Raw genomic sequence first — 26,578 nt, forward strand, 5'->3', positions numbered from 1 at the left:
AGCGGAGATGAATGCATGAAACCAGAACATGTACTAAAATCCCGTATCGAACGAATAACGCTCAAAAACCGAATTCTTTTGCTTTTTGCGGCCGTAGCCCTCATTCCTTTCCTCTTATCCTGCTACCTATCCTATCGAACAATTAATTCCATTTTGACGACCAAATTGCAATCCGGGATCCAAAGTAATCTGAAACAGGTGACACTTTCCTTGGAAAACACACTCAGCAACCTGAACCATGTATCTCAGCAGCTTGCCTTCGAGGGAAGCATTGGTAAACAGCTGGAGCAGCTTATGCTTGCGGATCAACCATATGACCGCAGTTATTTGACCGACCAGATCAAAAATCAGCTGAACCTGATTGCGTTTACCAATCCCAATATCGGGTTATCGATGTACTATTTTCGTGAAGACGACACCTATCTCTTTGAGACCATGGGGGTGAAGGATTCATTCGATCCGGAGAAATTGCCAATCATGGCGAGTTATTACGGAATCACGTATTTCGGGCCTCATATCAGTAACGACAGGTTCAACGATCAATATGTCCTTTCCGCGCTGCGAAAGGTGGATCTGCCCGAACGGGAGGATGCCTATGTATACATTGAAACCGGGTTTAATCTAACACAGAGCATTCTTGATCTGGACGATGTCAGCAAAAATACAGCCCACCTCATTTTGGATAATCACGGACGCATCTCTTACAGTGAGTTAAGGGACGCTTTCCCTGAAAACGCAAATTTCCCAGTTTCCGGCCAGCTCTCTGAACCTTCTACAACTTCGGGAATCGCTTCGGGCTATTACTGGTACCAGCAATACAGCAACCAGGGATGGAGTGTTGTGTCGCTCGTGTCCAAAGCAGATTATGATCAGGAGAAAAACCGCTGGATCATGCAGATGGTTCTGTTAACCGTGTTATTCGCCGCAGTCAGCTTGGCCATCGGCTGGTTGCTGTGGAAAATGGTATATCGGCCGTTGTCCCAATTCCACCGGGAAATGAAGCAGATGCTGAACAGCAACTTCGACGTGGTCGACGCGAACTCGCGCATACCTGAATTTGAGATGCTGCTCACACAATTCGGACGAATGAAGTCCCACATTGCAAGGTTGTATTCCGAAGTGGAGTTAAAGGAGAAGCGCAGGGCAGACCTGGAAATTGAAAAGCTGCTCTACCAGATCAATCCGCATTTTCTGATGAATACGCTCGACACTGCGCACTGGCTGGCCGTCATGAATGGACAGGAAGAGATCGACCGGCTGGTTACTTCGCTGAACAAGCTGCTGTATTATAATTTGCGCTTGGGCGGTCAGAGCTCAACCATACGGGAGGAGATTGATTCGCTCAAGCAGTATCTGATCCTGCAGCAGATTCGCTATAATTTTCAATTCGATGTTGGCATTCATATCGATGACAAGCTGCTTAACGTGCCCGTGCCGAGGTTTATTTTGCAGCCGCTCGTTGAAAATTCGCTGTACCATGGACTGGATGACAAAGGAAGAATCGAAGTTGAAGTAAGCAGGCACAACGACCGGCTTGAAATTTCGATCAGAGACAACGGCAGGGGAATCTCCGAAGAAAAGATCAAAGCGCTGCTGGAACAAGAACAGGCCGAGCGTCATCGGGTCGGAATGGGGATTGGCATGAATTATGTCAAGCGCATGCTGGAGTCTTATTATGAAGGCCAAGCCAGTATGAACGTATCCAGCGAACCGGGGCAAGGAACCTGGATTGTCATTGAGCTGCCAATTCACTGTGAAGGAGAGGGAAAATCATGATTGACGTACTCATCGTCGATGACGATCAACTCGTGCGCAAAGGGCTAATGCTCGCAATGCCTTGGGACAGATTTGAAATGAAGATCGTTGGCGAAGCGGGAAACGGAGAGAAGGCGCTTGAATTTCTGTCTGAAAACCACGTCGATCTATTGATTACGGATCTGGCCATGCCGGTCATGTCAGGGATCGAGTTAATCCGCACCACTCGTAAGCTATACCCGGATCTGCCAATTGCGGTTCTGACCCTTCATCAGGATTTTGAATACATTCAGGAGGCACTCCGTCTGGGTGCCATCGATTACATTGCCAAAGTACAGCTTGAGAAAGAACGGTTCGAGGAAGTGCTTGGGCGCATTCATGACCGTATTCAGGCCGACAGGCGAAAACGATTCAATGACGAAGCCACGATGGAATCCGGAAAGGATGCGTTATTTTATGGGGAGCAAGGAAAAGAAACTCCATCGTTCGATGAGTCGCGCTGTGAACGTGGACGGCCCGGGTCATCAGTCGTTGAAGCGAGCGATGTGAGTGTTAAGGACAAGTTGCATTCGTTTCGCTGGGTTCATGAAGAGTCTTATATGGTTGAACTTCTAGATGATTTGAAAACCATGAGATTGCCTGTCCCCCGATTGATGCAGTTGCTGTACGGTGTAACGGAAGACTGGAACCGAACGTTTAAGAACATCGTCAGCACGGAAATGACAATACCTGTTCAATTTGTATCATGGAACGATGTGGTGGAATGGATGGCGAACTTTCGTGCAGAAGCACTACGTTTATCGGGTGGGCAGTATCTGCGCAAGGAGGTCAGCAGCAGTATCATGACCGCCGTCAAAATCATACATGACGAGTTGCATAATCCACTATTCGCCAGCGATGTATCGAAGCGGGTCAACCTCAGCCGCAGTTATTTCAATCAATGTTTCAAGGAAATGATGGGTTATTCGTTTAACGAATATCTGCGCAAAATTCGGATCGACAAGGCGAAGGACTATCTGACCCAAACGGCCAAACCGATTGTCTGGATCGCGGAACATACGGGCTATGCAGACGAAAAATACTTCAGCCGGATTTTCCGTGAGCAGGTGGGCATGCTGCCAAGCGAGTACCGCAATACACCAAGAAGAGGGTAGACGGATGGAGAGAAGGTAGGATAAATGAATTGTAAGCGTTAACAAAATCGGACGTTTCACCTCCTGTTCTTCGTTCGGCTCTCTATCCATTAACGTTTTCCGGCCGTGTTATATTGTTGGTGCTGGACGCGAATGACATTCCATTAAAGGGGGAGCATGCATTTGGGCAAAAAAATGGTCATGGTGGCAATGATGCTGTTGCTCGCATTCACGAGCGCCTGCAGCGACGCGGGCAACAAGGAGAATGAAACGGCGGAAAGTAATACTACGCCTGGCGTTGTTGAAGAAGGGACGGCAGATCCATTCGGCAAGTACGATCAGACGATTACACTAAGGTATGGCAAAGAGGTCGATCCAACAGACAAAAGTTTGCCTGCCGGGGATACACCGGAGAACAACCAGTATTCGCGTTATGTGAAGGACAATCTGAATATTGATACCAAAGTCACCTGGCAGGCGGCGACCGGAACGAACTATGAGCAGAAAGTGAACCTCGCGATTTCAAGCAACGATTTGCCCGATGCGCTCGTGGTCAAGGATACCCAGCTGCGGGCAATGGTGAAGGCGGGCCAGCTGGAGGACCTAACTGATGCATTTAATCGATATGCTTCACCAGCCATGAAGAGTTATATGGAGAAAACAAATGGTGTGTCTGCCGAGGCGGTAACATTTGACGGGAAAATGTACGCTATCCCCAGTATACAAGTACACTCCGATGGTGTTCACCAAATGTGGATACGCAAGGACTGGCTCGACAAGCTGGGACTTGAACCGCCCCAAACGATGGAGGAACTGGAGAACGTAGCGAAAGCATTCGTGGAACAAGATCCGGACGGCAACGGCAAGAACGATACAATTGGGATTGCAGGACAGCAGAACGGCGGCCGGTTATATGCCAATTTCCTGGAATCAACGAATAACACGTATGGACTTGATCCGATCTTCGGAGCTTACCAGGCTTATCCTGGTTACTGGTTAAAAGACGATGCAGGCAACCCGGTCTACGGCTCCATTCTGCCAGAAACGAAGGAAGCGCTCGCCAAACTGCGCGACATGTATGCGAATGGGCTAATCGACAAGGAACTCGGCATTCGCAAAGCCGCGTCCGAGCCTGTGGTCAACGGCAATGCAGGGATCTTCTTTGCACCATGGTGGATGGGATACGGACCATTGCCGGATGCCATTAAGAACAACCCGAACGCCAACTGGCAGGCATACTTGCTGCCGCTGGATGCTGATGGACAATTTAATGCTCATATGGGCGCTCCTTCTACCGTATTCGTTGTTGTACGCAAAGGATACGAACATCCCGAAGCGGTCATCAAAATGTTGAATTTGCTCATCCGGGACGAATCGAAGTTTGATATCTCTGTGCCTGTAGGTCACTATCCGCTGCGTGTACCGATGTCCTATATGGATGAGAGCGAATATTCAGCGAAAGCCTTGCAGGAAGTACTCGCTGGCACGAAAAAACCGGAAGACTTCACCGATCCGGGCTACAAACTGCTTGCTGCAGACATTCAGAACGTCAAAAAGGTGAAGAAAGAGCCGTATGACAATATGGACATCCAGTATTGGGATCCTCAGGCTGACCTTGGCGTATGGAGCCGCATCTATTCACTGCTGGTCGGATCATCATCCCTGCAGCAGGACTACAACAAGGTTTATAGCCTTCTCTATTCCCAGACCCGCACCATGGAAAGCCGCTGGTCCAATCTGAAGAAGCTGGAGGATGAAACCTTCCTGAAAATCATCATGGGAGCTGCACCTCTGGATACGTTCGATACGTTTGTAAGTGATTGGAAAAAGCAAGGCGGCGACAAAATCACCGAGGAAGTGAAGGAGTACGTCAAGTAGGTAGCTGTCCAGAGCGCCGGGTTAGTCATCCGGCGCTTCTTCTTGAGAAGATCAGGGATGGGAGATTGCGGAGGAGGAACACCGGATGCGAAACCGAAGTTTCATCAAACATTACTACATTATGTTATTGCCCGGATTGGTATGGCTGCTGTTCATCAGCATCATTCCCATGTTCGGGATTGCCATTGCCTTTCAGGACTTTAACCCGGGCCAGGGCATCTGGAAATCGACCTGGATCGGGCTGGAGAACTTCGAATATATGTTTAGCCTGAACGATACCAAGACCATTTTCTTCAATACCGTGTATATTGCCGTCATGAAAATTGCGGGTAACCTGATTGTGCCATTAGTCTTTGCGATCATGCTGAATGAACTGCGTCTTATGGTGGTTAAGCGCTGGGTGCAAACGATCGTGTACCTTCCGCACTTTTTGTCCTGGGTTATTTTGTCGGGTATATTGCTCGACGTGTTTTCATACACGGGTCCGGTCAACGGATTGCTGAACATCCTTGGCATTGAACCGGTATTGTTCTTTGCCCGTGCAGATCTGTTCCCGTTTATTGTGGTCGGCAGTGATGTATGGAAGGAGTTCGGCTTCAACACGATCATCTACCTGGCTGCGCTGACAGGCATCAGTCCTTCCCTGTACGAGGCTGCTTCAATTGACGGAGCAACCCGCATGAGGAGAATCTGGCATGTGACGCTGCCTGGCTTGCGTACCACAATTGTGCTTTTGGCAGTGTTAAGCCTGGGGAATGTACTGAACGCAGGGTTTGATCAGATTTTCAACCTGTACAACCCGCTGCTCTACTCCACGGGTGACATTATCGATACTTGGGTATACCGCGAAGGGTTGCTGAACATGCAGTACGGACTCGCAACCGCAGTTGGTTTGCTGAAGTCGGTGGTCAGTTTTGTGCTCATTATCGTTTCGTATCTGCTGGCTTCGAAGTTCGCCAATTACCGCATATTCTGATAAGGAGAAGGAGTCGAGCGAGATGATTAGAGAAACAACGCTGCGATCCAGGGTGTTCGATGTAACGCTTCTGGTTGTGCTGCTCCTGATTGCATTCCTGTGCATACTACCCCTCTGGTATACGCTGGCCGTATCCTTAAGCGAAAAATCAGCGGCAGCTGCCGGAAAAGTATGGTTATGGCCCGTTGGCTTCAACTTCAATTCATATCAACAAATTATCGGCGACCGTTCCTTTTTCAATTCCTTCTGGATTTCCATTCAGCGTGTTGTGCTTGGTGCGACAATTACGTTTGTGGTGACAACGATGATGGCTTATCCGCTCTCACGAAGCCCACGCGAATTCCGTATGCGCAATGTATTCATGTGGATTCTCGTGTTCACGCTGCTGTTCAACGGCGGCCTGATTCCATGGTACATGACGGTGAAGGCGATTGGGCTGTATGATACCATCTGGGCACTTGTTCTTGGTGGGGGAGTGCCGGTATTTAACGTCATACTGATCGTGAACTATTTCCGTAATCTGCCCAAGGAACTGGACGAGGCTGCACTCGTGGACGGGGCCGGGCCGTGGCGAATGTTAATCACCATTTATGTACCGCTGGCCGTACCAGTACTGGCTACGGTCACTTTGTTCACCATCGTCTACCATTGGAATGAATTCTTCCATGGATTGGTGCTGACTTCAGGGCAGGATCATTATCCGCTGCAAACGTTAATCCAACAATTCGTTGTGGTCATCGACGCGTCGAACATGACGGAAGACCAATATAAACGGATGAATGAGTTGTCTAATCAAACCCTAAATGCCGCAAAAATTTTCATTGCCATGCTTCCTGTACTTATTGTCTATCCGTTCCTGCAGCGCTTTTTCATTCATGGTATTACACTGGGTTCGGTGAAGGAGTAGTTGAATAGGACATGGCCTAAGAACAAACGAATAGCGTGACAGAATAGGTCTGTAGTCGATTTCGTCGATACGGGCCTATTTTTTATGAAAGGCGTTTCAGTTAACTCAAGCTGCCGAACCCATTTTACTTTTGCATTTAAGCTGTCTCCGAATGGCGAATGTTGAGTCGTGAAATTAACAACCCGTTTACATGAACATGAAACAAAAGAAATATTTCAGCTTTAACATTTAAGATGACAAATGAGGGAATGAGGACTGAATCATGAAGAACTATCCGATCATCGCCTCCATTACGGTAGATGAACAGATTGCACAGGCTATAGCAAGCGATGTGAAGCGAGTTATTCTGATGACAGGAAACATTACGAATCTTGGATCCATTATAGACAGGCTGCATCAGAGCGGCAAACAGGCCTATGTACATACCGAGATGGTATCCGGGATTGGACGAGATGCCTCGGCCATACAATATCTTGCCGATGTGTTTAGAGTTGATGGTATCGTGACAACGAAGAGTAATGCGGTTTCTGCGGCCAAGCAAGCAGGCATACGGAGCATTCAGCGCATATTTGCCATTGATTCTGCAGCCATTGAGACTGCAGTGCGAATGATTAAGAGCTACAAGCCGGATGAGGTTGAACTGATGCCGGGGCTGATGCCGCGAGTCATCCAAGAGCTGAATGAGCGCATCACACAGCCGTTAATTGTTGGTGGGCTGATCCGGCATGAGGAAGAGATACAGCAAGCCCTAAAGAGTGGGGCAGATTTTGTATCGATAGGCCATGAGAAATTCTGGACTTAATTTCATACATTTATCCTTGGGTGGAGACGACGAGAAAACCCGGTGGTAAGTAAATCAATACAACCTTGATGTTGAAGGAGGGTGATTTGCTGCTGGGTTTTTTGTGTTGTCCAAAAAATACAACAGGAGGTAATGGAGCATGATCATTCAAGCAGTCGCACATCGAGGCTATCCAAAGAAATATCCTGAAAATACGTTGTCTTCCTTTTTAAAAGCGGTGGAACTTGGGTTCACCCATCTCGAACTGGATGTACATCTCAGCCAAGATGGTATCCCGGTTGTCATTCATGATCATACGGTTGACCGCATGACGAATGGAACGGGCAGAGTAGCTGATTATACTGCTTCGGAACTGCAATCGTTCCACATAAAACAAGGTGAGCACATACCAACCCTTGAAGAGGTGCTTCGAGCTTTGAAGGGGAAAATTGGACTTAACATTGAGCTTAAGCAGATGGGGACTTACTATCCTCAGCTCGAGGAGAAGGTACTTGAAGTGATTAAGGAATTCAGCATGCTGGATCAGGTCGTCATTACGTCATTTGATTTTGACGCCTTGGAGAGAATCAGACAATTATCTAGTGAGGTACGCATCGGTCTGATTACCTTTGGTTGTTCGAAGGCTATTCTTGACTGGTCTGTAGAGATGGGAGCCACGTTCTTGTCCATGCACTATGCTTTTGTGACCGAGCATTATATTCATCGATGTCAAGAGCTGGGGATTCAACTGATGGCCTGGACAATTAACGATACCTCCGTCATGAAGAAATTTCAGGATTACCCGTCCGTGTGGGTCTGTACAGACGAGCTCGAATCCTTCGTGGATGTATTGGAGCTGTCCAGCTCAGTATGAGTGGGCAAGGGTAAGGTTATGGAAAATGTGTATGATTACGATGCGTATTGCTTCGATCTAGACGGAACGATTTATGTTAGCCAGATGATCCTTCCTGGCGTAAACAGCTTCATAAGCAGTTTGAGATCCCAAGGCAAGCGTCTGTTGTTCTTAACGAATACTCCCGTACATACGAGGGAGGATTGCTACAAGAGGCTGCTGAGTTTGGGTGTACCATGCGCGCTTGACGAAATTCTGACCGCGGGATACGTGTCAGGGATGTATTTTGCAGAGTATGCGCCTGATGCCCAAGTACTGGTTGTAGGTGAAGAAGCTTTGCGGAATGAACTTCGAGCGATTGGGATCACTATGACGGAAGATCCAACTCAATCAACGCATGTATTAGTCGGAATGGATCGGCAGTTCCATTACGACAAGCTTCATCTGGCGGCAAAAGCAGTTCGTCATGGAGCAGTTCTCATCGCAACGAATCCGGACAGCTGCTGTCCCGTCCAGGGAGATATCATTCCGGATACCGGCTCGATTCTAAGCTCGATTGAGGCAGCCAGCCAGCAGAAAACATCCGTCGTGATTGGTAAACCCTCCCGTTACTATGCAGAGAAGGCAATCCAGCTCTTGAATGTGAACAACAGCAGATGCCTTATGATAGGCGATCGGTTGGAGACCGATATTTTATTTGGTCAACAGAATGGAATGAAGACGGCCCTTGTGCTCACAGGCATCTCCTCAAGAGAGGATATCGAGGAAACAGGGATTATTCCGGACTATATATGGTCTTCTTTCAACGAATGCATCATGGAGCAGGATAGCCAATCCAAGCACTCAATGGTGCTACAAATGAAGAGAATTTAAATAGCAGTAAGTTCTGAAAAATAATGGAGGTGGAGTTCATGCGTTTAGCGTTACTTGGTGATTATCACTATTCATGCATGAGTCACGGAACGGAAGAGATGAAAGCTGCAAGAGTTCGAGCTTATGAACATATGCTCAAGGCTTTTTTGGAGGTTGAGGCGGACTTCCATATCTCTATTGGCGATTTGACGCATGAAGGAACAGCTCAGGAATTCAGATCGATGTTCTCCTTCCTTTCCAGGAGTGAACGGAACTTCATACATGTGCTTGGCAATCATGACACGTATTCGATACCGAAGCATGAAATCTCCAAATTAACCGGTCAAGATCGCTATCGGGCGATTGACACGCCTCATGCCAAGCTGATTTTTCTAGACACGACCCAGGAAATGAATCCTGCAGATTGGGGTGGGGAGCTGGACGAAGAGCAGCTGGCATGGCTCAAAGAAGAGCTTACCAATTCACATGACAAGCAGCTACTCCTCTTCGGGCATCATCCGGTATTTGATACTACTGCACGCTCGACACTCGATAAGCTGTACATTCGTCCACAGGATGAACTGAAGAGCATATTCAACAATCGACCGGAAGGCGGCATCTATTTCTGCGGACATAATCACATAAACTCCATCGTGAAGCAGGGGAAGTGGCACTATGTTCAGACCGCAGCTTGTCTGGATGTGCCGGCATACCGTGTGATCGAAGTCCATGAGGGCCAGGTAGAGATAACCCACCATCCGATACAGGGTGCGGGTCTCCTCGATGATATTCAGAGCTTTTGCTGTGATATGCCAGGCTTTGGCCCTGTCGCTGGTGCATTAGGAGAAAAAAGCGACCTTATTTTATCGGTTCAATTCGCATCGGCCGCTCAATAAATGAAAGAGGAGGGAAGCTCATGGCACAAATTGTGCTGAAGCAGATTGAAAAAAGCTTCAAGCAGGATAAAGTCATTGAGGGTCTGGATCTGACCATTGAGGATGGTTCCTTTACGGTATTGGTCGGCCCCTCTGGCTGTGGAAAATCGACGACACTCCGTATGATCGCAGGGCTTGAGAAAGAAACGGGCGGTGAAATATGGATCGGAGATCAATGTGTCAATGGCGTAGAACCAGGCAAGCGCAATGTGGCTATGGTATTTCAGAACTATGCATTATATCCGATGATGACAGTCAAGGAGAACATCGAATTCGGGCTCGTGAATCGCAAGGTGCCCCGGCCCGAACGCGAGCGCCTCGTTAAGGAAATCACGGAGGTTGTCGGTCTGGCAGAGTATCTGCACAAGAAGCCGCAAGCTCTGTCTGGAGGTCAGCGCCAGCGGGTTGCCTTGGCTCGGGCCATGGTGAAGAGCCCTGCAGTCTTCCTGATGGACGAGCCGCTGTCGAATCTCGATGCCAAGCTTCGTCATCAAATGCGAACGGAGTTAATTCAGCTTCACAAACGGCTAGGCGCAACCTTTGTCTTTGTTACACATGATCAGGTTGAGGCGATGTCGATGGGAGATCGGATCGTCATCATGAACAAAGGACTGATTCAACAAGCAGATGGTCCAATGAAAATCTACGACGATCCCGATAATGTCTTCACAGCCCAGTTTATTGGTACACCGCCGATGAATGTGATTGATCGTGAACGTATCCTGCCATACTTGAATGGGCAGCTGCATGACAACATTGGGCAGGTTGGTTTCAGACCGGAGAAAGCAACGATGACGCTTGAGAACCGGCCTCAGTCCGGACTTGTTCATTTCCCAGGGCGGATCATGACACGTGAGACACTAGGTGCAGAAATTATCTATCAACTGGAATCCGAGCTTGGACTTGTGTCTGTGAAGAGTTTTTTGAAGCCATTGGAGACTGCTTCCGAGGTGAACATCATGGTCTCCATGCAGGACCTGTACTACTTCGATCGCAACGGAGTCCGTGCTCGTCAGCATGAGAGATCCGTAGAGAGAGAGCTTATTGTCCTGGGAGGGAAATATTCATGACCGTTTGGTCCAAATTTCGTCCCTATGTCATGGTGGCTCCCTCAATCGTCATATTTTCGATTTTTTTCATCTATCCGATCTTCTATATGATCTTCCTGAGTTTTTACAACTGGGACTTCATTAATCCGGTCAAGGAGTTTGTAGGCTTCAACAACTTTACCGAGTTATTTAAGGATCGTGCGTTTCTACAAGTCCTGGGCAATTCCTTGAACTATACGCTTCTTTCCGTATCTTTATCCATTGTGATATCACTGGTGCTAGCCATATGGCTGAATCGGGAAGGCGCATGGTACGGATTCGTTCAGGGTGCGCTATTTAGTCCACATATTGTTTCTCTTGTATCGGTATCTCTGGTGTGGATGTGGCTGATGGATCCCAAATTCGGTTTACTTAACGGATTACTCGACATGCTGGGCTTGCCCAAGCTGGAGTGGCTCAGCAGTCCAGACAGTTCATTACTGTCACTTGTGCTTGTTTCGGTCTGGAAGGGAGTGGGTTACAACGCGCTCATCTTCATCGCTGGGCTTCAAAGCATTCCAAAGGATGTGTATGAAGCTTCAGCCCTGGACGAGGCCAATTGGTGGAGGAAGTTCTACAAGATTACGCTGCCGATGCTCTCACCGACCCTTTTCTTCCTAATTATCATTAATCTGATCAGTTCGTTCCAGGTGTTTGAAACCATAGCCATCATGACCAATGGAGGTCCGATCAATTCAACGAACACGCTCGTCTTTTATATCTACGAATATGGATTCCGCTACTTCAAGATCGGTTACGCTTCGGCAGCTGGAGTTATCCTGCTTGTTGTCGTTGGTTTGCTTACATTAGTCTACTTCAAGCTGCTAAGCCGCAAGGTTCACTACCAATAGAAAGGAGAAGGGAAATATCATGGCAAGTAAGTCAATTCTGCGTGCTCTGAACGTCACGGCGACGATCGTCCTGGTTGCAATTTTTGCTATCCCTTTTCTATGGATGATCTCAACATCATTGAAGTCGTATCCGGAGACCGTGATCTTTCCCCCAAAATGGATTCCCTCCAAGGTGATGTGGAGCAATTTCCAAGCGGCGTGGGAATCGGGACCTTTCTTGAAATATTTAATGAACAGTGTCGTTGTATCCATCAGTATCCTTCTTCTTCAATTTACGACCATTATATTGGCAGCCTATGCGTTTGCCAGATACTCCTTCAAAGGAGACAAGCTGTTATTTGGAATTACGATGGTCACTTTAATGATTCCAGGTCAGCTCATCTTTTTGCCAGTGTATTTGTTACTCAGCAAGTGGGGACTCATTAACAATTTGCTGGCACTTATTCTGCCCTTCGCTTCCAGCGCGTTTGGGATCTTCATGCTCAGGCAGTCATTCAAGCAGGTACAGGAAGAACTTATTGAAGCCGCACGGCTTGACCAGACACCTGAATGGAAGATCATCCTTAGGATCATGGTGCCGATGGCCCGTCCGACGCTGGTAACCTTTGCATTATTCAGCTTCATTGCACACTGGAATGATTATTTTTGGCCGCTTGTGATGACGACCTCAGATGCTGCCAGAACACTTCCGATTGGGATTTCCAAGCTTCGCGAGGTGGACGGAGGGGCGGCATGGCACATTTTGATGGCTGGAAACATGATTTTGGTCGTTCCAATTCTGATTGTTTTCTTATTTGGACAACGGCAAATTATTAAAGCATTCGTATATTCCGGTGTGAAATAATTCAATTTTTAATTTATGGGAGGGTTTATTCATGAAAAAATTTGGTTCGCTTTTGTTGGCAGGAACGCTTGCACTTGCTTTAGCTGGTTGTGGTGATTCCAATTCCGCAGGTTCAACCGATAATGCTGCTGCTTCTGGGAATTCGAATGGTGAGGCGAGTAAACCGGTAGAGATTACATATTGGTACTCATGGGGTGACAAGATCGCCGAGAACAATGAGAACCTGGTGAAAATGTTTAATGAATCCCAGGATGAAGTGATTGTGAAGGCAGAATATCAGGGATCGTATGCAGATCAGCATTCCAAGGCACAGGCTGCTTTTGCAGCGGGCAATGCTCCCGAAGTATGGCAAAATGAAATTGCTTCGGTTGGTGTATTTGCCGAATCCGGCATGACGCAGGAGTTGACTTCTTTTGTAGAGAAGGATCAGCTTGATATGGATGATTTCATTCCAGGTCTGATGGGAAATTCCTACGTGAATGACAAGCTGTATGCTCTGCCTTATTTACGGAGTACGCCAATACTGTATATGAATCGTACGATGCTGGAGGAGGCGGGACTTGATCCTGCAGGACCGAAGAATTGGACTGAATTTGAAGATTATGCACGCAAGCTAACGATTAAGGATCAGCGCTATGGTATCTCGATGCCTGTCGATATTTGGTTCTATGAAGCTTTTGTAAGACAGAGCGGAGGAACGATGATTAGTGAAGATGGGAAAAGTGCAGCATTCAATAATGAAACGGGAATTGCACCTGTGAAGTTGTGGCTGAAGATGAAGGATGAAGGCATCATGAGCATCGGTACGACGGATGACGCGGGTACGCAAGCCAAAACGGATTTCCACAATCAGCGTTCAGCGATGCTGTTCGCTTCCACTGCTGACTTGACCAATAACATGAAGGTTGCAGAAGAGCAGGGCTTTGAACTTGGAACGACATTTATGCCTGCAAATGATACGTTTGGTGTGCCAACGGGTGGTGCAAACCTGGTAATGACCTCTGGCCTGTCCCCCGAAAAGCAGGAAGCGGCGTGGAAGTTTATCAAGTGGATGACTTCGAAAGAGCAAACGATCTATGCGAGCTCATTCACGGGATATTTGCCTAGTCGAATCAGCGCGGTGGAAAGTGATGAAATGAAGAAGCTTTATGAAGAAAAGCCGCTGTTCAAAGTAGCGGTAGACCAACTGGAATATGCAGGTCCTCGTCCGATGCAGAAGGTTTATCCTGAAATTGGTGAGATGATTAAGGATGAGATCCTTCGTGCAGTTGTTGATTCCTCTGTTACGGCAGAAGCAGCAATAGCCGAAGCAGCAAAGAAGGCTGATGCCTTGTTGAGTAAGTAGAACAAGATGAAAGTGCAAAGGGGTTAGACGGTAATTTTCCGTTAGCCCCTTTATTTTGTCCCTGGGATACTGAGAGAATCTGGCTTAGCCTTCGTAACGAGGGACATAGCCGCACCTAATCATGTGAATCGTATTGACTAGTCGCGTTGATGTAGCGGTGTCTTCACTTGATTCTGACTTGTTCATATTCGGTTCATATTGTCGTCATGAAGTGGACATCTTGCTTGGTTACACTTCAACTATGTCGCCAAGGCGGCGCTTCAGAAGCGAAGATAGGAGAAGATGAACGTGGCAAAAACGGTGGAAATACAAACGACAGGAACGAAAAGCCGTAAGAAACGAAACTTATGGTTGAAAATAATCGGAGGTATCGCCGGTGGACTTGTACTGTGCATGGGCATCGTATCTGTAGTGAATGCCATCAGTAACGGAGTCGAGAAAAAGAAAATCGAACCGTATGGCCAGTATGTCCATGTGGATGGCAAAAAGATGAATGCGTATATTCAAGGAGAGGGTGAGCAGACGATTGTTCTGCTTCCGGGACAAGGTACTCCATCGCCGGTGCTTGACTTCAAATTGTTGATTGATGAATTGTCTGCCGATTACAGAGTCGTGGCCATTGAGCCTTTCGGGTATGGGTTGAGTGACGAAACGGAGAAGGAGAGAACAACGGAGAATATTATCCGCGAATATCACGAAGCTGTACAGCAGCTTGGTATTGACCGTTACATTCTGATGGGGCATTCAATCACAGGACTTTATGGAGTATCCTATGTGAACACATATCCGGATGAAGTTCTTGCTTTTGTCGGCATTGACAGCAGTGTTCCCAATCAACCCGGCATGGATGTGCAATTGCCTCTAGGATTGATGCAGTTCCTTCAGGATTCAGGTTGGATGAGATTCATTAAAGCAGTGAGTGCAGATCCTTATGCATCCCTTGATTTCGATGAACATACCAAAGAGCAGATGAAATTGATTTCGAATCAGGTTGCGACCAATCCGACGCTGTTGGATGAGCTAAGGCATCTCGGCTCCAACTTCAAAAATGGAGAACAGCTTACTTATCCTTCTGATCTGCCCGTGCTTCTTTTTGTTCAATCGAATAATGAGCACAATCCGCAGTGGGTTCCGCTGCATACGGAGCAAGCCGAACAATCTGCCCAGGGCAAGATGATCCCGATGGAAGGTTCACACTACCTGCATCATACGAAATACCAAGAAATTGCCGAGGAATTCAGAGAGTATATGAAACAAATCGAGTAGTTGGGTTGATCATAAAACTGCGGTACCGTAATTGGTGCCGTTTTTTTGTTATGCATTTCCGATTACGGATGATCAGAAAGGGAATGTATCTCGACCCGAAAAGCGAATGAATTAATTACAAACCATCTATATAGTTCGTAAATAACTGTGAACAAATCGGTTGATTCGTTGACAATGCGTGTTACTTTTATTAAAATACGAAATGGACGTCAGGTTATAACAGATATGAGAATCACTTTTTGGGTCTCTAAGCTTAGCTGTTCAATCCTAATGACGAATATAGGAGCGGTAATATTACAATCCTATACGAAGATTAGGATTTTTTTGTTTTTATCTAATCCAGAAATAATTTGAAAGTTGGAGGCTGGCTTTACCATGAACAATTGGTTCAAACTGAAAGAAAGAGGCACAAGTGTTTCAACCGAAATCATCGCAGGGATCACGACATTCTTCACGATGGTATATATAGTGATCGTAAACCCGGGGATACTCAGCAGCACAGGAATGGAGTTCAACGGGGTATTCATTGCAACGGTACTGGCGAGCATTGTGGCAACGCTGATTATGGGGATATGGTCCAACTATCCGATCGTTATCGCGCCGGGTATGGGCCTCAATGCATTCTTTGCCTATAGTGTAGTTGCAGGATATGGTGTGTCCTGGCAGGTTGCACTGGGTGCGGTATTTATCGCAGGGCTTTTGTTTATTGTTTTATCACTTACTTCCTTCCGTTACATGCTGCTCGATGCCATTCCGGCGAGTCTTAAGCATGCGATTACAGCAGGGATCGGACTGTTTATTACGACGGTAGGCTTGCAAAATGCAGGAATTATTGCCGATTCGGAATCGAATTTGATTACCATCGGGAATTTGGCAGAACCAATGACCTACCTGACGATTATTGGGTTGATTATTACGGTTGTGTTGATGGCTTACAATGTAAAAGGTTATCTGTTCATCGGAATGGTAGTTACAGCGATTCTGGCCTGGATTATGGGGCTATTTCAAATGCCAGAATCCATCGTATCCATGCCGGAGGGGCTTACAGCAACGGCTTTCCAACTGGATCTGGCAGGTGTATTCTCAAATGGCTTGTATACGATCATCTTCACCTTCCTGTTAATCACGCTGTTTGATACAACGGGAACGATGCTCGGTGTTGCTGAACAAGCAGGACTCCTGAAGGACGGGAAATTCCCTCGCTCACGCGGTGCGCTCTTGGCAGATGCCGTAGGAACAACGACCGGCGCCTTGCTCGGAACCAGCCCAACATCGGCTTATATCGAGTCCAGCACAGGGGTAGCTGCAGGAGGAAGAACGGGACTGACGGCGGTAACGGTAAGTGTGCTGCTTGCGCTTACGCTGTTCTTCACACCTATCGTAAGCGTAATATCCGGTATTCCAGCGATTACTTCTCCGGCACTCATTATTGTCGGGTACTTCATGATAAGTGTGATCAGCAAAATCAACTGGAAGGATCTCGAAGAAACATTTCCTGCTTTCCTGATTATCATCCTTACTCCACTAACGCACAGTATTGCGACGGGTATTGGCGTAGGATTCATCTTCTATCCGGTTCTGAAGCTGCTTCGTGGTAAAGGTAAGGATGTTCATCCGGTATTCTACGTGTTCGCAGTATTGTTCTTCATCCAGCTTGTATTTTTGGATCACTAAAAAACAATTTGAAATAGAAGGAGAGCGGCCTGTAATTTATACAGGCTGCTCTCCTTTTTGGTTTATTCTGTATGGATCTCAAGCACAATCTTACACGATTGAAAGATTCATGAAAGCTTGATAGATAGGAGCTTTTTTCCACTCTCGGTATACTTGAACCATAGAGAGCTGCTCAGTGTAGCCAATCATGATGGAGGAGATACAGATGGATTTCATTCAAGTGGTACAGAAACTATTACCTGTTGTGGGTGTTGCATTAATAGTCGGTCTCATAGCCTTTGGAATCGTGTTATTGGCCTATAGGTTGTATAGAAAAAGAGGAGGAAAACGCATCATAAAATTATGGCAGTTTATAGCCTCATTTTCGTTGATGGGCTGGCTGATCATGGTCATGATGTTAACAACATTTAGCAGAGGGGCTAACTATAGCGGATGGGTAAACCTGGAGTTGTTCAGCGGCTATGTAAATGCATGGAACCAATGGTCGCTGAGTGAATTCCAGCTTATTATTTTCAATATGTTGATGTTTGCACCCCTAGGCTTCCTGCTTCCGCTTCTGGGAAAGAAGACACGTGGCTTCAAGTCGATATTAATCATATCGCTGATGATCACAATTGGTATAGAAACATTTCAAATGGCGACAGGCAGAGGGATTTTTGAACTGGATGACATATTGCACAATACGCTCGGCAGTTTAGCGGGATACGGGTTGATGAGTGCAATCCTTGACATCAGGCAGCAAAAGAGAATATCCCTCAAAGCGATGTTTCGTGCGCTCTGCATTCCTTTGACCTTTGTACTGTTATTTACAGGGGCACTCATGATGTATTCCAGCCAAGAGCTCGGGAACCTTGCCATTCGTCCAGCCACATCGCAGAAGATGAATAAGGTCCATGTGACGCTAGACACGAAACTGCCCGACCACGCTGAACCCGTAGCACTATATCGAAGCTTTGAGATTCATAACATGGAGTATGCCAAGCAGATGGTTTCATTACTGAGTGATCATTTTCAACTGCAGCAGAGAGGTCACATCTCCATTGACGGATTCAACCGGATCTGGAATCTGTATGACAGCGGAGGGACCGATTACACCTTTAATTACAACGTGAATAGCGGCAATTGGTCGTTGGCACCTAATCAGTATGCGACGAACTCAATGCAGGCGGAGATTTTGGAGGAAAAAGGAACTGCCTATGGTAAGTGGCTAAGTCAGCAAGGATTACTGCCTAAGGAAGCTGAATTTAGTACACAAAATGAAGATACCGTTCGATGGGATTTGCATATGTCCAACTCCGAAATGTCAACAGAACAGCGAGACGTAGATCATGGGATGATCATCATTGTTCCTGCGGCAGAAGGTCTTATTCCACAAGATTTGTTCTATGCCATGAATAAGAATAAATATATACGTACCGTTGATGTGAGCAGTCCGGCGGACGCGTATGAAGAAGTTCTCAGAGGGAATTTCTACATGTATAACGACCTGCAAAAAAACGACAAATTGATTGTGACCGATTATGAACTGACCTATGTCTACGATTCAAAAGGGTATTACCAGCCCGTCTACCAATTCAAGGGAACCGTCAACGGGGAAGAGTGGAGCACTCAGATACCAGCCTTGAAGAATTGACTAAGAGTATGAAAAGGACCGTTGAGCTTGTGATGAGCTCAATGGTTTTTTGTGTTTGTTTCTTTTGTTTTTATAATATTCATAATTAAATCAACTTTATGTTTAATATTATTAAAATAAAGTTTGATTTTATTTAATTATTTGGTTATTATATGTATAAAAGGAGGGGGAATATGGATATTAAAGACGTGCCTAATTGGGTTTTAGCTTTGGAAAATGAGGATATGGAGTTTATCCGAAAATTTGTTCTAAACTCAGGATCATTAAAAGAAATTGCGAAGATATATGAAGTCTCGTATCCAACCGTAAGAATTAAGCTCGATCGGCTTATTGAGAAAATAAAGGTCAATGAAGCAGAGGATAACGAAGATTTTATTAAATTCATTAAGAATTTATCTATTGATGACCGGATAAGCGTAGATGATGCCAAACTAATTATTCAGAAATATAAACAAGAGAGGAAAAGTGAATGATGAACGATGTTTACAGATTATTGATCATTGTAGGAATACTGGTAGTTCAGTACTTTTTTTCAACCAGAAGCAACGTTTATTGGGGTGCAATTGTACCCGTAGCTTATATTGGAATCTCCACATGGATGTTTGTTACAGAACGTATTGAAAGTACTCTTGGTTTTATCCTGTATCTTCTACTTGGATTGCTCTTCCTGATTGCTGAATGGAGTGCGGGAAGAAAATCACTTCAACTGAAGAGAAATAAGGAATTAGCCAAGATGAAGACTCACGACATGAACTAGGTATGTGAAGAACAAAAAATAGGATGAGATGCAGGGTTGTAAAAAAGCGAGCAGACGGCTCGCTTTTTCTAATTGTAGTTCTACTAGCGGAAAAAGTTTACCCGCTCCAATTCTTTTAGTTTGTTATAACAGTCTTGCCGCGTTCAGATTATGTTTCACTATGCTCAAAACGTTTCTCTAGACCCACACAATCTCGTGATGATACTATCAAAAACGTGCTAGAAGACTGGAGAGTGCAGGAGGATTTGTTCGTGGATCAACTGAAGTACGACAATTTAAAAATGGGTGAACGAGGAGCCATTATTAGCATTATTGCTTATATATGCCTGACCGCATTAAAACTGGTTATCGGTTCCATCGCAGGCTCAGAAGCGCTCAAAGCAGATGGATTGAATAACGCAACCGATATTGTGGCCTCGATCGCCGTCCTTATTGGACTCCGGCTTGCTCAACGGCCAGCAGACAAGGATCATACATATGGTCACTGGAAAGCGGAGACCGTTGCATCGTTAGTGGCTTCGTTTATTATGATGGCTGTTGGTTTACAAGTTTTATTTGAAGCCATTGGTTCCGTTTTTCAAGGGGAAAGTGAATCCCCGGATCTGATTGCCGCATATACAGGCATTTTCTGTGCAGTTGTGATGTACTTGGTCTATCGGTTTAATAAACGACTTGCTACCAAAATTAAAAGCCAGGCGGTCATGGCCGCAGCTCGTGATAATATATCTGATGCTTGGGTAAGTATAGGTACTGTGATTGGAATTGCAGGCTCGCAATTTGGACTGCCTTGGCTTGACCCCGTAACAGCAGTCATCGTAGGTTTCCTCATTTGTAAAACAGCATGGGATATTTTCAAAGAGGCTACTCACCATTTAACAGACGGTTTTGATGTGGAGCTTATTCGGGAGTACAGAAAAACCATTGCCACGATTGATGGGGTAGAGACGGTGAAAGATGTAAGAGCGAGAAGCTACGGCAATAATGCGGTTGTAGACGTCGTTATTACGGTTCGTTCTGACCTGGACATGCACCAAGCACACGATATATGCACCGATGTTGAAGACGAATTGCTTCGAGAACACGATGTGTATACTGTACATGTACATGTTGAACCCGAGATGTGGGAAGAATCCGTGTAAACGATATTGAAGATGTAAACCAGTGGACGTTCACTCGTTCATTGGTTTTTATTTTTTTTGATAAATATCAGGAATGACAAAAGAATCAACTTCGCTTATCCGAATGCACCAATGAAGGCTATTGCCTATATATTGTTGTAGAAAAGGAGCTGACGGATCATGATGAATTATATTCAAACCTACTATTATCCTGTCTATCGAAAATCAGATCATTTGAGCTGGACGCCAGCCAGTGTCGATCTGAACAGGAAGCTCAGATCACTATGGGAACAGCATGTGTTCTGGACGAGATTAACCGTAAACAGTATCGTCGATGGGCTTGAGGATGTCCAGCCAACAACCGCAAGACTTTTACGCAATCCAAGTGATTTCGCCATGGTGCTTGAACCGTTGTACGGGACGGCTATTGCCAAGCAATTTGAAACATTGTTCAGAGAACATTTAACCATTGCGGCCGAACTTGTTAGTAACTTGAAGTCTGGTAACACAGCAGCTGCAGAAGACGCTCAGAAACGGTGGTATGCGAATGCAGATGCAATTGCAGCCTTTCTGGCCCAAATTAATCCATACTGGTCTCAAATCGAATGGCAGCGAATGATGCATGAACATTTACGTCTCCTCACGGAAGAGGTGGCAACTCGGATAGCGAAAGATTACTTGAGAAATGTTGCAATAAGTGATCCCATTCAACAACAGGCGTTAGAGATGGCTGATATGATGACAAGCGGAATTGTACAACAATTCCCGGCGGTATTTCAGTATTAATCAAAACGCAAGAAGAGCATCCAATTGAATTTTTTCAGGATAGTTAAATAAGAGCGTTTGTACAATAAGTCGCTATTTAAGCGACTTTTTTGATTTTCAATGATTAAGTATAATACGGGGAGTTTTCTGACCCGATGGAGGTTTGCAAAATTTACATACAGATGGATAATGGTGGTACAGGATATGAAAGGAGTGATGTCTTATGAGTAGACATTTATACGATAACAGGGCAGATCAAAATAAGGGGAACACGTTTAAGTATCCCTATAAATAGCGTGATTCCCCAAATGGTGAGGGGACGATAGTATGGATCAAAAATCGATTCCATTCAAGATGGATCGTGTATCATTCGAACTTCAAGAAGACCATGATTTCATTTCACATGGCTGCAATCGCTTGGTACCGTTTTTAGCGTGTTTGACCAGCAGGATTCGGGTAACATCAGTTTTGGAGTTGAGATTAATAGCAAGAAGCGATTTGTTAAATATGCGGGATGCAGACCCATGGCTTTTTCAGGAAATCCCGGAGATGCAATTGCCAGATTAAAGAGTGCCATGCCGCTGTACAAAACCCTGGCTCATCCCAATCTCATTGAACGTATAGATCATTTTGAAACGAGAAATGGGTATGCTGTCATTTTTGAATGGTTTACTGGCGAATGCCTGCATTCACACTGGTTATTTGCAGGTGGAGCGAAACATCGTCATCCGGAATCGCCTTTTTATAAATTTAGACAGCTATCTACCGAGCAGAGACAGCATTCACTGGATAAGATATTTGAGTTTCATCAACACGTGGAGTCCAAAGGATACGTTGCTGTTGACTTTTATGACGGTAGTATTTTGTATGATTTTACAACGGATGAAACGAAGATCTGCGATATTGACTTCTACAGAACGTCTCCTTCAGTCAATGACATGGGAGAGAACTTTTGGGGAGCAGCACGCTCAAAGGCACCGGAAGAGTTCACACGGGGTGCGACTATTGATGCGAGAACGAATGTGTTTACCATGGGAGCCATTGCATTCGGGCTGCTGGGTGGTGAGATGGATCATTCATTTGCAAAATGGGAAGCAAATAGATCACTTTACGAAGTCGCTCTACGAGCGGTTAGTCAGGAACGTGATCAACGATACAGAAGTGTCCGTGAATTCTTCAATGCTTGGAATGCAGCTAAAAACTAGTCAGTGGACTATAGCAGCTTAGAAGAAGCTTAGGAGCTTCAAAGTCATGTTCTTTTTTTTCCGAGTTACGTGAGCTTAATGGGTTATAACAATTGAACATTTCCTGATGAAAAGTCGCTATTTAGCGGCTTTTTTTAATTACATGGTCTGATTTTTTACGTCTGGAAGGAGTATAGGAGCTTTATCCTTTGCATCTTCTTGTTCATACTCCGTTCATATTGTATTCATTCAGAGGACAACTTGGTTGGTTAGACTAGCATCAGTGGACCGGAAAGCCATTGTACAAGATGACAAGAGGAGCTGAAAGAGATTGACACAACAAGCAGCAAAGGAAGTAAGGAAACGTACATTATTCAAGAAAGTGTTACATATTTTACTTAAAATCATCGCTGCAATCGTAATAGCCATCCTGCTTTTTGTAGCCAGCGTGTATACATTTAACCAGGTTAGCCGTTATTCAGAACAAAAAAGAATGGTACCTTACGGTCAGCTTGTATCTGTGGATGGGAAGCAGATGAATGTCTCGATTCAAGGGAAAGGCGAAGAGACGGTCGTCCTGTTACCCGGTTATGGAACTGCGGCACCTGCGCTTGATTTTAAACCGCTCATCACAGAGCTATCACCATTTTACAAAGTCGTCGTCGTTGAGCCTTTTGGTTACGGATTGAGCGATCAGACCGAGAAGGAGCGCAGCACTGCAAATATCGTAAGTGAAATTCATGAAGCATTACAAAGCCTCGATATTGACCGGTACATTCTCATGGGGCATTCCATATCAGGGATCTATAGCTTGGATTATGTGAACCAATATCCGGACGAGGTGAGAGCATTTATCGGGCTGGATAGCAGTGTTCCAACGCTGAAAGAAGAACAGACCATTGATTCATCGGTGACCACTCCGATTAAATGGTTTCGTAACCTGGGCTTCCACCGCATACAGTTAAAATTAAGCACGGACCCTTATGAAGGACTGCCATATGATCAACAAACCAAAGAGCAAATAGACATCTTCATACGTAAAAACATGTATAACAACACGCAGTTGAACGAGGCAGAGCGCATGTATACCAACTTTACTGAAGCTGAGAAGCTATCGTTCCCTCAAAACTTACCTGTTCTTCTCTTTGTTCAAGCGAATAACGCGGCAACGGATCGATGGGTTCCCGAACATGAGAAGCAAATAAAGGATTCTACACATGCAGAAATGGTCCTAATGGATGCGGGACATTACTTGTATCGCTCCCATCCCCAAGATATCTCTGAAAAAATCAAGGAGTTCACGAGAGATTTAAAATAATGGGGAGAAATCCTGTAGGAACTGGTAAGAGAGGGAGGGAAGGAAGTTACATGCTAAAAGCTTTTATAGTAAAAGTAGTCATAGGGTAAAACAGAAGCGAGCTCGTGTTTGCGGTACACGGCTCGCTTTCTGATGCTAACATTTGTCCCAAACGGGCAGGCGTTAATGCCTGCCTATTCGCCTTGCTCACTGGAGTTATGACTTAGCGTATACGTATCCAATTGAAAATGATGATGATTAAAGACGCCGTTTCGTAAACTTCTGGTTAGGTTATAGGTCAAACTTCACACCGGTTAATTTCTCGCTAAGCTGCCACAATCGTTGTGCTGAGTCAGAGTCAATGGCCCAAGGAAGTACACCTGGCATATCCTGCACAGTAGGTACAGCTCTGGCAATGTTCACATCTAAACAGTAAACCCCGCCTTGACCTTCCAGAGTCGGACTTGTGGCACACCATACACTTGTTGCTGCTCCTTGCTCTTCTGTCTTGAGGTCCATTCCAAAGTCCAGATTATTCAATTCTTCCTCGGACAGAAAGCGTGACAAATCGGTATAGATTGCACCAGGATGGACAGCGAATGCCCGAATGCCATAATCATACCCGAATTCATCTAATGAAACGGCAAAAAGGGAGTTTGCAGATTTGGACTGTCCGTAAGCTCTCCATTTATCATATTGCTCTTGTTCGAAATTCGGGTCTTCAAAGTTAATACCGCCAAACACAATGCCTGAAGAGGAGACCGATACCACTCTAGCGCTTCCTGCTTGTTTAAGGGCAGGCCACAAACGCGCAGTGAGCTGGAAATGTCCCAGATGATTTGTAGCGAATTGGGATTCATACCCACGGAAATCCCGGGTCAGAGGAGGAACCATTATACCAGCATTATTAATAAGAATATCAAGTTGGCGTTGCGAATCCAGGAAGCGCTTGGCGAAAGCATCAATGGAAGCGGGGTCCATGAGATCAAGCTCTTCTATCTCAACATGAGGGATATCGGCTAGAGCTGTACGAGCCTTCTCTATGGTTCGTGCAGGCACAATAACTGTAGCACCGGCTTCTGCCAAAGCACGTGTGGTCTCCAGTCCAATGCCGGAGTATCCGCCGGTTACAATACAAATTTTATCGCTTAAATCGATTTCTTGGAGCGTTTCTTTTGCTGTGGAATTTCTTCCGTAACCTGATGTAATGGGCTCCTGAGGAGTACGACGATAAGTTTTGTTTGAGTGCATGTGTAATTCTCCTTTAGGTGATGTGTACATAACATACATCTTAAAGTTAACTTTAAGTCAAGCATCCTCACTCAGGAAGGTTCTTCTTCGAAATCAAATCATCATAGAATCCAATTTTCTGATTGATGCGTTCTAGATTGGATTGAATTTGAGCGATTTGGTGCTCTACGCTTTTTTTATGTTTAATTAAAATATCCCTTCGGTCTTCAAGCATAGTCTCCATATGATAGCCTAAGTTCATATAGGCTTTCAGGTCTTCAATGCTCATTCCCGTATCCTTTAAGCAGAGGAGAAATTTCATCAGCAGCACATGTTCTTCCCTGTATACTCGTCTTCCACCATCATTACGTTCAATTTCGGGGAGAATCCCCTCTTTTTCGTAATATCTAAGAGTCGAAGCATTGATATTCAATATAGATTGCATTTCACTTATGCTGTACACTTGCTCCACCTCACAAACTTGAACTCCGATTTTATATATTTGAACCATGGCTCTTCATATAAATATATCAAGGTAATCTTAGACTAACAAAATAAGCGTTTGGTCGAAAGCGTGAAGGGAGCTAACTCTAGTGAAATTCATGGAGTATAGACTGAAAGTGTAATTCCAGTTATACATAGTATTGCCTTTCGAGGTTTTCTTATATTTGGCTTGGCCTGCTCTTAAGGGATTTCGTTACTATGAGCAATTGTCTATATGACGATAGGCTATATATTGGTGAGTTTACCTAGTCCCAGTTTTCAGCTCCCGCATATCTTAGGCTTAAGGAGGTGTGTTGAAGTTGACCTTTTCATTGGATCTCAATCAGATTACTCGCATAAAAGAAAACGCTTTGCGACAGCACCCGAAAAAGGCCAGCCATCGCTCTTCAACGAAGAAGGAACTGAAGAAGACAAAACCCTGTTATAGCCAGATTCAAAATCCTGAACCTCCACAAGATCGTAAACCTTCCTGTAGTAGGGATGCCTATTCTAAGAAATATAATAAGAAAAAGAAGAGAAGAACGTGCAAAAGAGGATGTAGAGGTTGGAGAGGACCACGTGGATATAGAGGAATAAAAGGAGATAAAGGAGCAGCCGGGAGTGTCGGTCCAGCGGGTGTGACGGGAGTTACCGGAGCAACAGGAGCTAAAGGCATAACTGGAGCTACCGGAAGTGTCGGTCCTGCCGGTGCGCAAGGAGTCACCGGAATAACGGGGGCTACAGGTTTAACGGGAGCCACCGGAGGCGTGGGTGCAACGGGTGCACAAGGAGTCACTGGAGCAACAGGTGCAACAAGTTCAACGGGAGCAACTGGAGACGTTGGTGCAGCGGGTGCGCAGGGAGTCACTGGAGCAACAGGCGCCACAGGTCCAACCGGAGCAAGTGGAGGCGTAGGTGCAACGGGTGCAGCGGGTGCCCAGGGGGTTACCGGAACAACAGGCGCCACAGGTTC

Annotated in this window: 23 protein-coding genes and 2 pseudogenes; 23 read left to right on the plus strand and 2 right to left on the minus strand. The window is 45.6% G+C overall.

What is annotated here, in order from left to right; translation table 11 throughout:
• The first annotated feature begins 15 nt into the window (after positions 1–15).
• The 22 genes and pseudogenes from CHI14_RS01530 (at position 16) to CHI14_RS01635 (ending at position 23,913) form a co-directional block, all read left to right on the plus strand.
• Complete coding sequence (locus tag CHI14_RS01530; RefSeq protein ID WP_095286643.1) at positions 16–1,776, plus strand: sensor histidine kinase; 1,761 nt, start codon at positions 16–18, stop codon at positions 1,774–1,776.
• Positions 1,773–2,909, plus strand: coding sequence for a response regulator transcription factor (locus tag CHI14_RS01535; RefSeq protein WP_095286644.1), 1,137 nt, complete (start codon positions 1,773–1,775; stop codon positions 2,907–2,909). The genes CHI14_RS01530 and CHI14_RS01535 overlap by 4 nt, the downstream gene beginning before the upstream one ends.
• Positions 2,910–3,083: 174 nt before the next feature.
• Entirely contained in the window at positions 3,084–4,766 is a 1,683-nt protein-coding gene (locus CHI14_RS01540; RefSeq protein WP_170947982.1) for an extracellular solute-binding protein, read from the plus strand.
• 85 nt (positions 4,767–4,851) lie between these two features.
• Positions 4,852–5,742, plus strand: coding sequence for an ABC transporter permease (locus CHI14_RS01545; RefSeq protein WP_095286646.1), 891 nt, complete (start codon positions 4,852–4,854; stop codon positions 5,740–5,742).
• Positions 5,743–5,764: 22 nt separating this feature from the next.
• Positions 5,765–6,649: a carbohydrate ABC transporter permease gene (locus tag CHI14_RS01550; RefSeq protein ID WP_095286647.1), complete on the plus strand. Its 885-nt coding sequence runs from the start codon at positions 5,765–5,767 to the stop codon at positions 6,647–6,649.
• Between the two features lie 262 nt (positions 6,650–6,911).
• On the plus strand, positions 6,912–7,451 hold the full coding sequence (locus CHI14_RS01555) for a glycerol-3-phosphate responsive antiterminator (RefSeq protein ID WP_095286648.1): 540 nt from the start codon (positions 6,912–6,914) through the stop codon (positions 7,449–7,451).
• A 139-nt stretch (positions 7,452–7,590) separates the two neighbouring features.
• Positions 7,591–8,304 (plus strand): glycerophosphodiester phosphodiesterase, encoded by a 714-nt coding sequence (locus tag CHI14_RS01560; protein WP_095286649.1) that lies wholly within the window; start codon positions 7,591–7,593, stop codon positions 8,302–8,304.
• Positions 8,305–9,156: an HAD-IIA family hydrolase gene (locus tag CHI14_RS01565; protein ID WP_349290345.1), complete on the plus strand. Its 852-nt coding sequence runs from the start codon at positions 8,305–8,307 to the stop codon at positions 9,154–9,156.
• A 38-nt stretch (positions 9,157–9,194) separates the two neighbouring features.
• On the plus strand, positions 9,195–10,031 hold the full coding sequence (locus tag CHI14_RS01570; RefSeq protein ID WP_170947977.1) for a metallophosphoesterase family protein: 837 nt from the start codon (positions 9,195–9,197) through the stop codon (positions 10,029–10,031).
• 20 nt (positions 10,032–10,051) lie between these two features.
• Positions 10,052–11,140, plus strand: coding sequence for an ABC transporter ATP-binding protein (locus CHI14_RS01575; protein ID WP_095286651.1), 1,089 nt, complete (start codon positions 10,052–10,054; stop codon positions 11,138–11,140).
• Positions 11,137–12,009, plus strand: a complete 873-nt coding sequence (locus CHI14_RS01580) for a carbohydrate ABC transporter permease (RefSeq protein ID WP_095286652.1) — start codon at positions 11,137–11,139, stop codon at positions 12,007–12,009. Before CHI14_RS01575 ends, CHI14_RS01580 begins: the two co-directional genes overlap by 4 nt.
• Before the next feature lie 19 nt (positions 12,010–12,028).
• Positions 12,029–12,853 carry a carbohydrate ABC transporter permease gene (locus tag CHI14_RS01585; protein WP_095286653.1) on the plus strand — a complete coding sequence of 275 codons (825 nt, stop codon included), beginning with the start codon at positions 12,029–12,031 and terminating at the stop codon, positions 12,851–12,853.
• Positions 12,854–12,884: 31 nt separating this feature from the next.
• Positions 12,885–14,198 (plus strand): ABC transporter substrate-binding protein, encoded by a 1,314-nt coding sequence (locus CHI14_RS01590; protein ID WP_095286654.1) that lies wholly within the window; start codon positions 12,885–12,887, stop codon positions 14,196–14,198.
• Between the two features lie 282 nt (positions 14,199–14,480).
• Complete coding sequence (locus CHI14_RS01595; RefSeq protein WP_095286655.1) at positions 14,481–15,464, plus strand: alpha/beta hydrolase; 984 nt, start codon at positions 14,481–14,483, stop codon at positions 15,462–15,464.
• Positions 15,465–15,839: 375 nt separating this feature from the next.
• Positions 15,840–17,138: an NCS2 family permease gene (locus CHI14_RS01600; protein ID WP_095286656.1), complete on the plus strand. Its 1,299-nt coding sequence runs from the start codon at positions 15,840–15,842 to the stop codon at positions 17,136–17,138.
• A gap of 205 nt (positions 17,139–17,343) precedes the next feature.
• Positions 17,344–18,771: a VanZ family protein gene (locus CHI14_RS01605; protein ID WP_170947979.1), complete on the plus strand. Its 1,428-nt coding sequence runs from the start codon at positions 17,344–17,346 to the stop codon at positions 18,769–18,771.
• A 173-nt stretch (positions 18,772–18,944) separates the two neighbouring features.
• Positions 18,945–19,244 (plus strand): DUF2089 family protein, encoded by a 300-nt coding sequence (locus tag CHI14_RS01610; RefSeq protein ID WP_095286658.1) that lies wholly within the window; start codon positions 18,945–18,947, stop codon positions 19,242–19,244.
• Positions 19,244–19,528 (plus strand): hypothetical protein, encoded by a 285-nt coding sequence (locus tag CHI14_RS01615; RefSeq protein WP_095286690.1) that lies wholly within the window; start codon positions 19,244–19,246, stop codon positions 19,526–19,528. Before CHI14_RS01610 ends, CHI14_RS01615 begins: the two co-directional genes overlap by 1 nt.
• Before the next feature lie 251 nt (positions 19,529–19,779).
• A complete protein-coding gene (locus CHI14_RS01620; RefSeq protein WP_095286659.1) occupies positions 19,780–20,667 on the plus strand; it encodes a cation diffusion facilitator family transporter in 888 nt (295 codons plus the stop codon).
• 159 nt (positions 20,668–20,826) lie between these two features.
• A complete protein-coding gene (locus tag CHI14_RS01625) occupies positions 20,827–21,432 on the plus strand; it encodes an acetylglutamate kinase (protein ID WP_095286660.1) in 606 nt (201 codons plus the stop codon).
• A 306-nt stretch (positions 21,433–21,738) separates the two neighbouring features.
• Positions 21,739–22,616: pseudogene (locus CHI14_RS01630) on the plus strand (protein kinase family protein).
• Positions 22,617–22,926: 310 nt separating this feature from the next.
• Positions 22,927–23,913: an alpha/beta fold hydrolase gene (locus tag CHI14_RS01635; protein ID WP_095286661.1), complete on the plus strand. Its 987-nt coding sequence runs from the start codon at positions 22,927–22,929 to the stop codon at positions 23,911–23,913.
• Positions 23,914–24,183: 270 nt separating this feature from the next.
• On the opposite strand, the gene CHI14_RS01640 is transcribed toward CHI14_RS01635, so the two are convergent.
• Positions 24,184–25,143, minus strand: coding sequence for an oxidoreductase (locus CHI14_RS01640; protein ID WP_095286662.1), 960 nt, complete (start codon positions 25,141–25,143; stop codon positions 24,184–24,186).
• 67 nt (positions 25,144–25,210) lie between these two features.
• A complete protein-coding gene (locus tag CHI14_RS01645; protein ID WP_349290346.1) occupies positions 25,211–25,633 on the minus strand; it encodes a MerR family transcriptional regulator in 423 nt (140 codons plus the stop codon).
• 610 nt (positions 25,634–26,243) lie between these two features.
• Here CHI14_RS01645 and CHI14_RS01650 point away from each other — a divergent pair.
• A pseudogene (locus CHI14_RS01650) lies at positions 26,244–26,578 on the plus strand (hypothetical protein); the annotation flags it as partial.

The organism is Paenibacillus sp. 7516, from assembly GCF_002272715.1.
GTDB lineage: Bacteria > Bacillota > Bacilli > Paenibacillales > Paenibacillaceae > Paenibacillus > Paenibacillus illinoisensis_A.

Bases quoted from the DNA above. Each gene is read 5' to 3' on its own strand.
- CHI14_RS01575 (WP_095286651.1), top strand. From the start codon at position 10,052: ATGGCACAAATTGTGCTGAAGCAGATTGAAAAAAGCTTCAAGCAGGAT.
- CHI14_RS01600 (WP_095286656.1), top strand. From the start codon at position 15,840: ATGAACAATTGGTTCAAACTGAAAGAAAGAGGCACAAGTGTTTCAACC.
- CHI14_RS01625 (WP_095286660.1), top strand. From the start codon at position 20,827: ATGATGAATTATATTCAAACCTACTATTATCCTGTCTATCGAAAATCA.
- CHI14_RS01545 (WP_095286646.1), top strand. From the start codon at position 4,852: ATGCGAAACCGAAGTTTCATCAAACATTACTACATTATGTTATTGCCC.
- CHI14_RS01550 (WP_095286647.1), top strand. From the start codon at position 5,765: ATGATTAGAGAAACAACGCTGCGATCCAGGGTGTTCGATGTAACGCTT.
- CHI14_RS01590 (WP_095286654.1), top strand. From the start codon at position 12,885: ATGAAAAAATTTGGTTCGCTTTTGTTGGCAGGAACGCTTGCACTTGCT.
- CHI14_RS01645 (WP_349290346.1), bottom strand. From the start codon at position 25,633: ATGGTTCAAATATATAAAATCGGAGTTCAAGTTTGTGAGGTGGAGCAA.
- CHI14_RS01560 (WP_095286649.1), top strand. From the start codon at position 7,591: ATGATCATTCAAGCAGTCGCACATCGAGGCTATCCAAAGAAATATCCT.
- CHI14_RS01585 (WP_095286653.1), top strand. From the start codon at position 12,029: ATGGCAAGTAAGTCAATTCTGCGTGCTCTGAACGTCACGGCGACGATC.
- CHI14_RS01530 (WP_095286643.1), top strand. From the start codon at position 16: ATGAAACCAGAACATGTACTAAAATCCCGTATCGAACGAATAACGCTC.
- CHI14_RS01615 (WP_095286690.1), top strand. From the start codon at position 19,244: ATGAACGATGTTTACAGATTATTGATCATTGTAGGAATACTGGTAGTT.
- CHI14_RS01605 (WP_170947979.1), top strand. From the start codon at position 17,344: ATGGATTTCATTCAAGTGGTACAGAAACTATTACCTGTTGTGGGTGTT.
- CHI14_RS01555 (WP_095286648.1), top strand. From the start codon at position 6,912: ATGAAGAACTATCCGATCATCGCCTCCATTACGGTAGATGAACAGATT.
- CHI14_RS01540 (WP_170947982.1), top strand. From the start codon at position 3,084: ATGGTCATGGTGGCAATGATGCTGTTGCTCGCATTCACGAGCGCCTGC.
- CHI14_RS01595 (WP_095286655.1), top strand. From the start codon at position 14,481: ATGAACGTGGCAAAAACGGTGGAAATACAAACGACAGGAACGAAAAGC.
- CHI14_RS01535 (WP_095286644.1), top strand. From the start codon at position 1,773: ATGATTGACGTACTCATCGTCGATGACGATCAACTCGTGCGCAAAGGG.
- CHI14_RS01570 (WP_170947977.1), top strand. From the start codon at position 9,195: ATGCGTTTAGCGTTACTTGGTGATTATCACTATTCATGCATGAGTCAC.
- CHI14_RS01610 (WP_095286658.1), top strand. From the start codon at position 18,945: ATGGATATTAAAGACGTGCCTAATTGGGTTTTAGCTTTGGAAAATGAG.
- CHI14_RS01580 (WP_095286652.1), top strand. From the start codon at position 11,137: ATGACCGTTTGGTCCAAATTTCGTCCCTATGTCATGGTGGCTCCCTCA.
- CHI14_RS01640 (WP_095286662.1), bottom strand. From the start codon at position 25,143: ATGCACTCAAACAAAACTTATCGTCGTACTCCTCAGGAGCCCATTACA.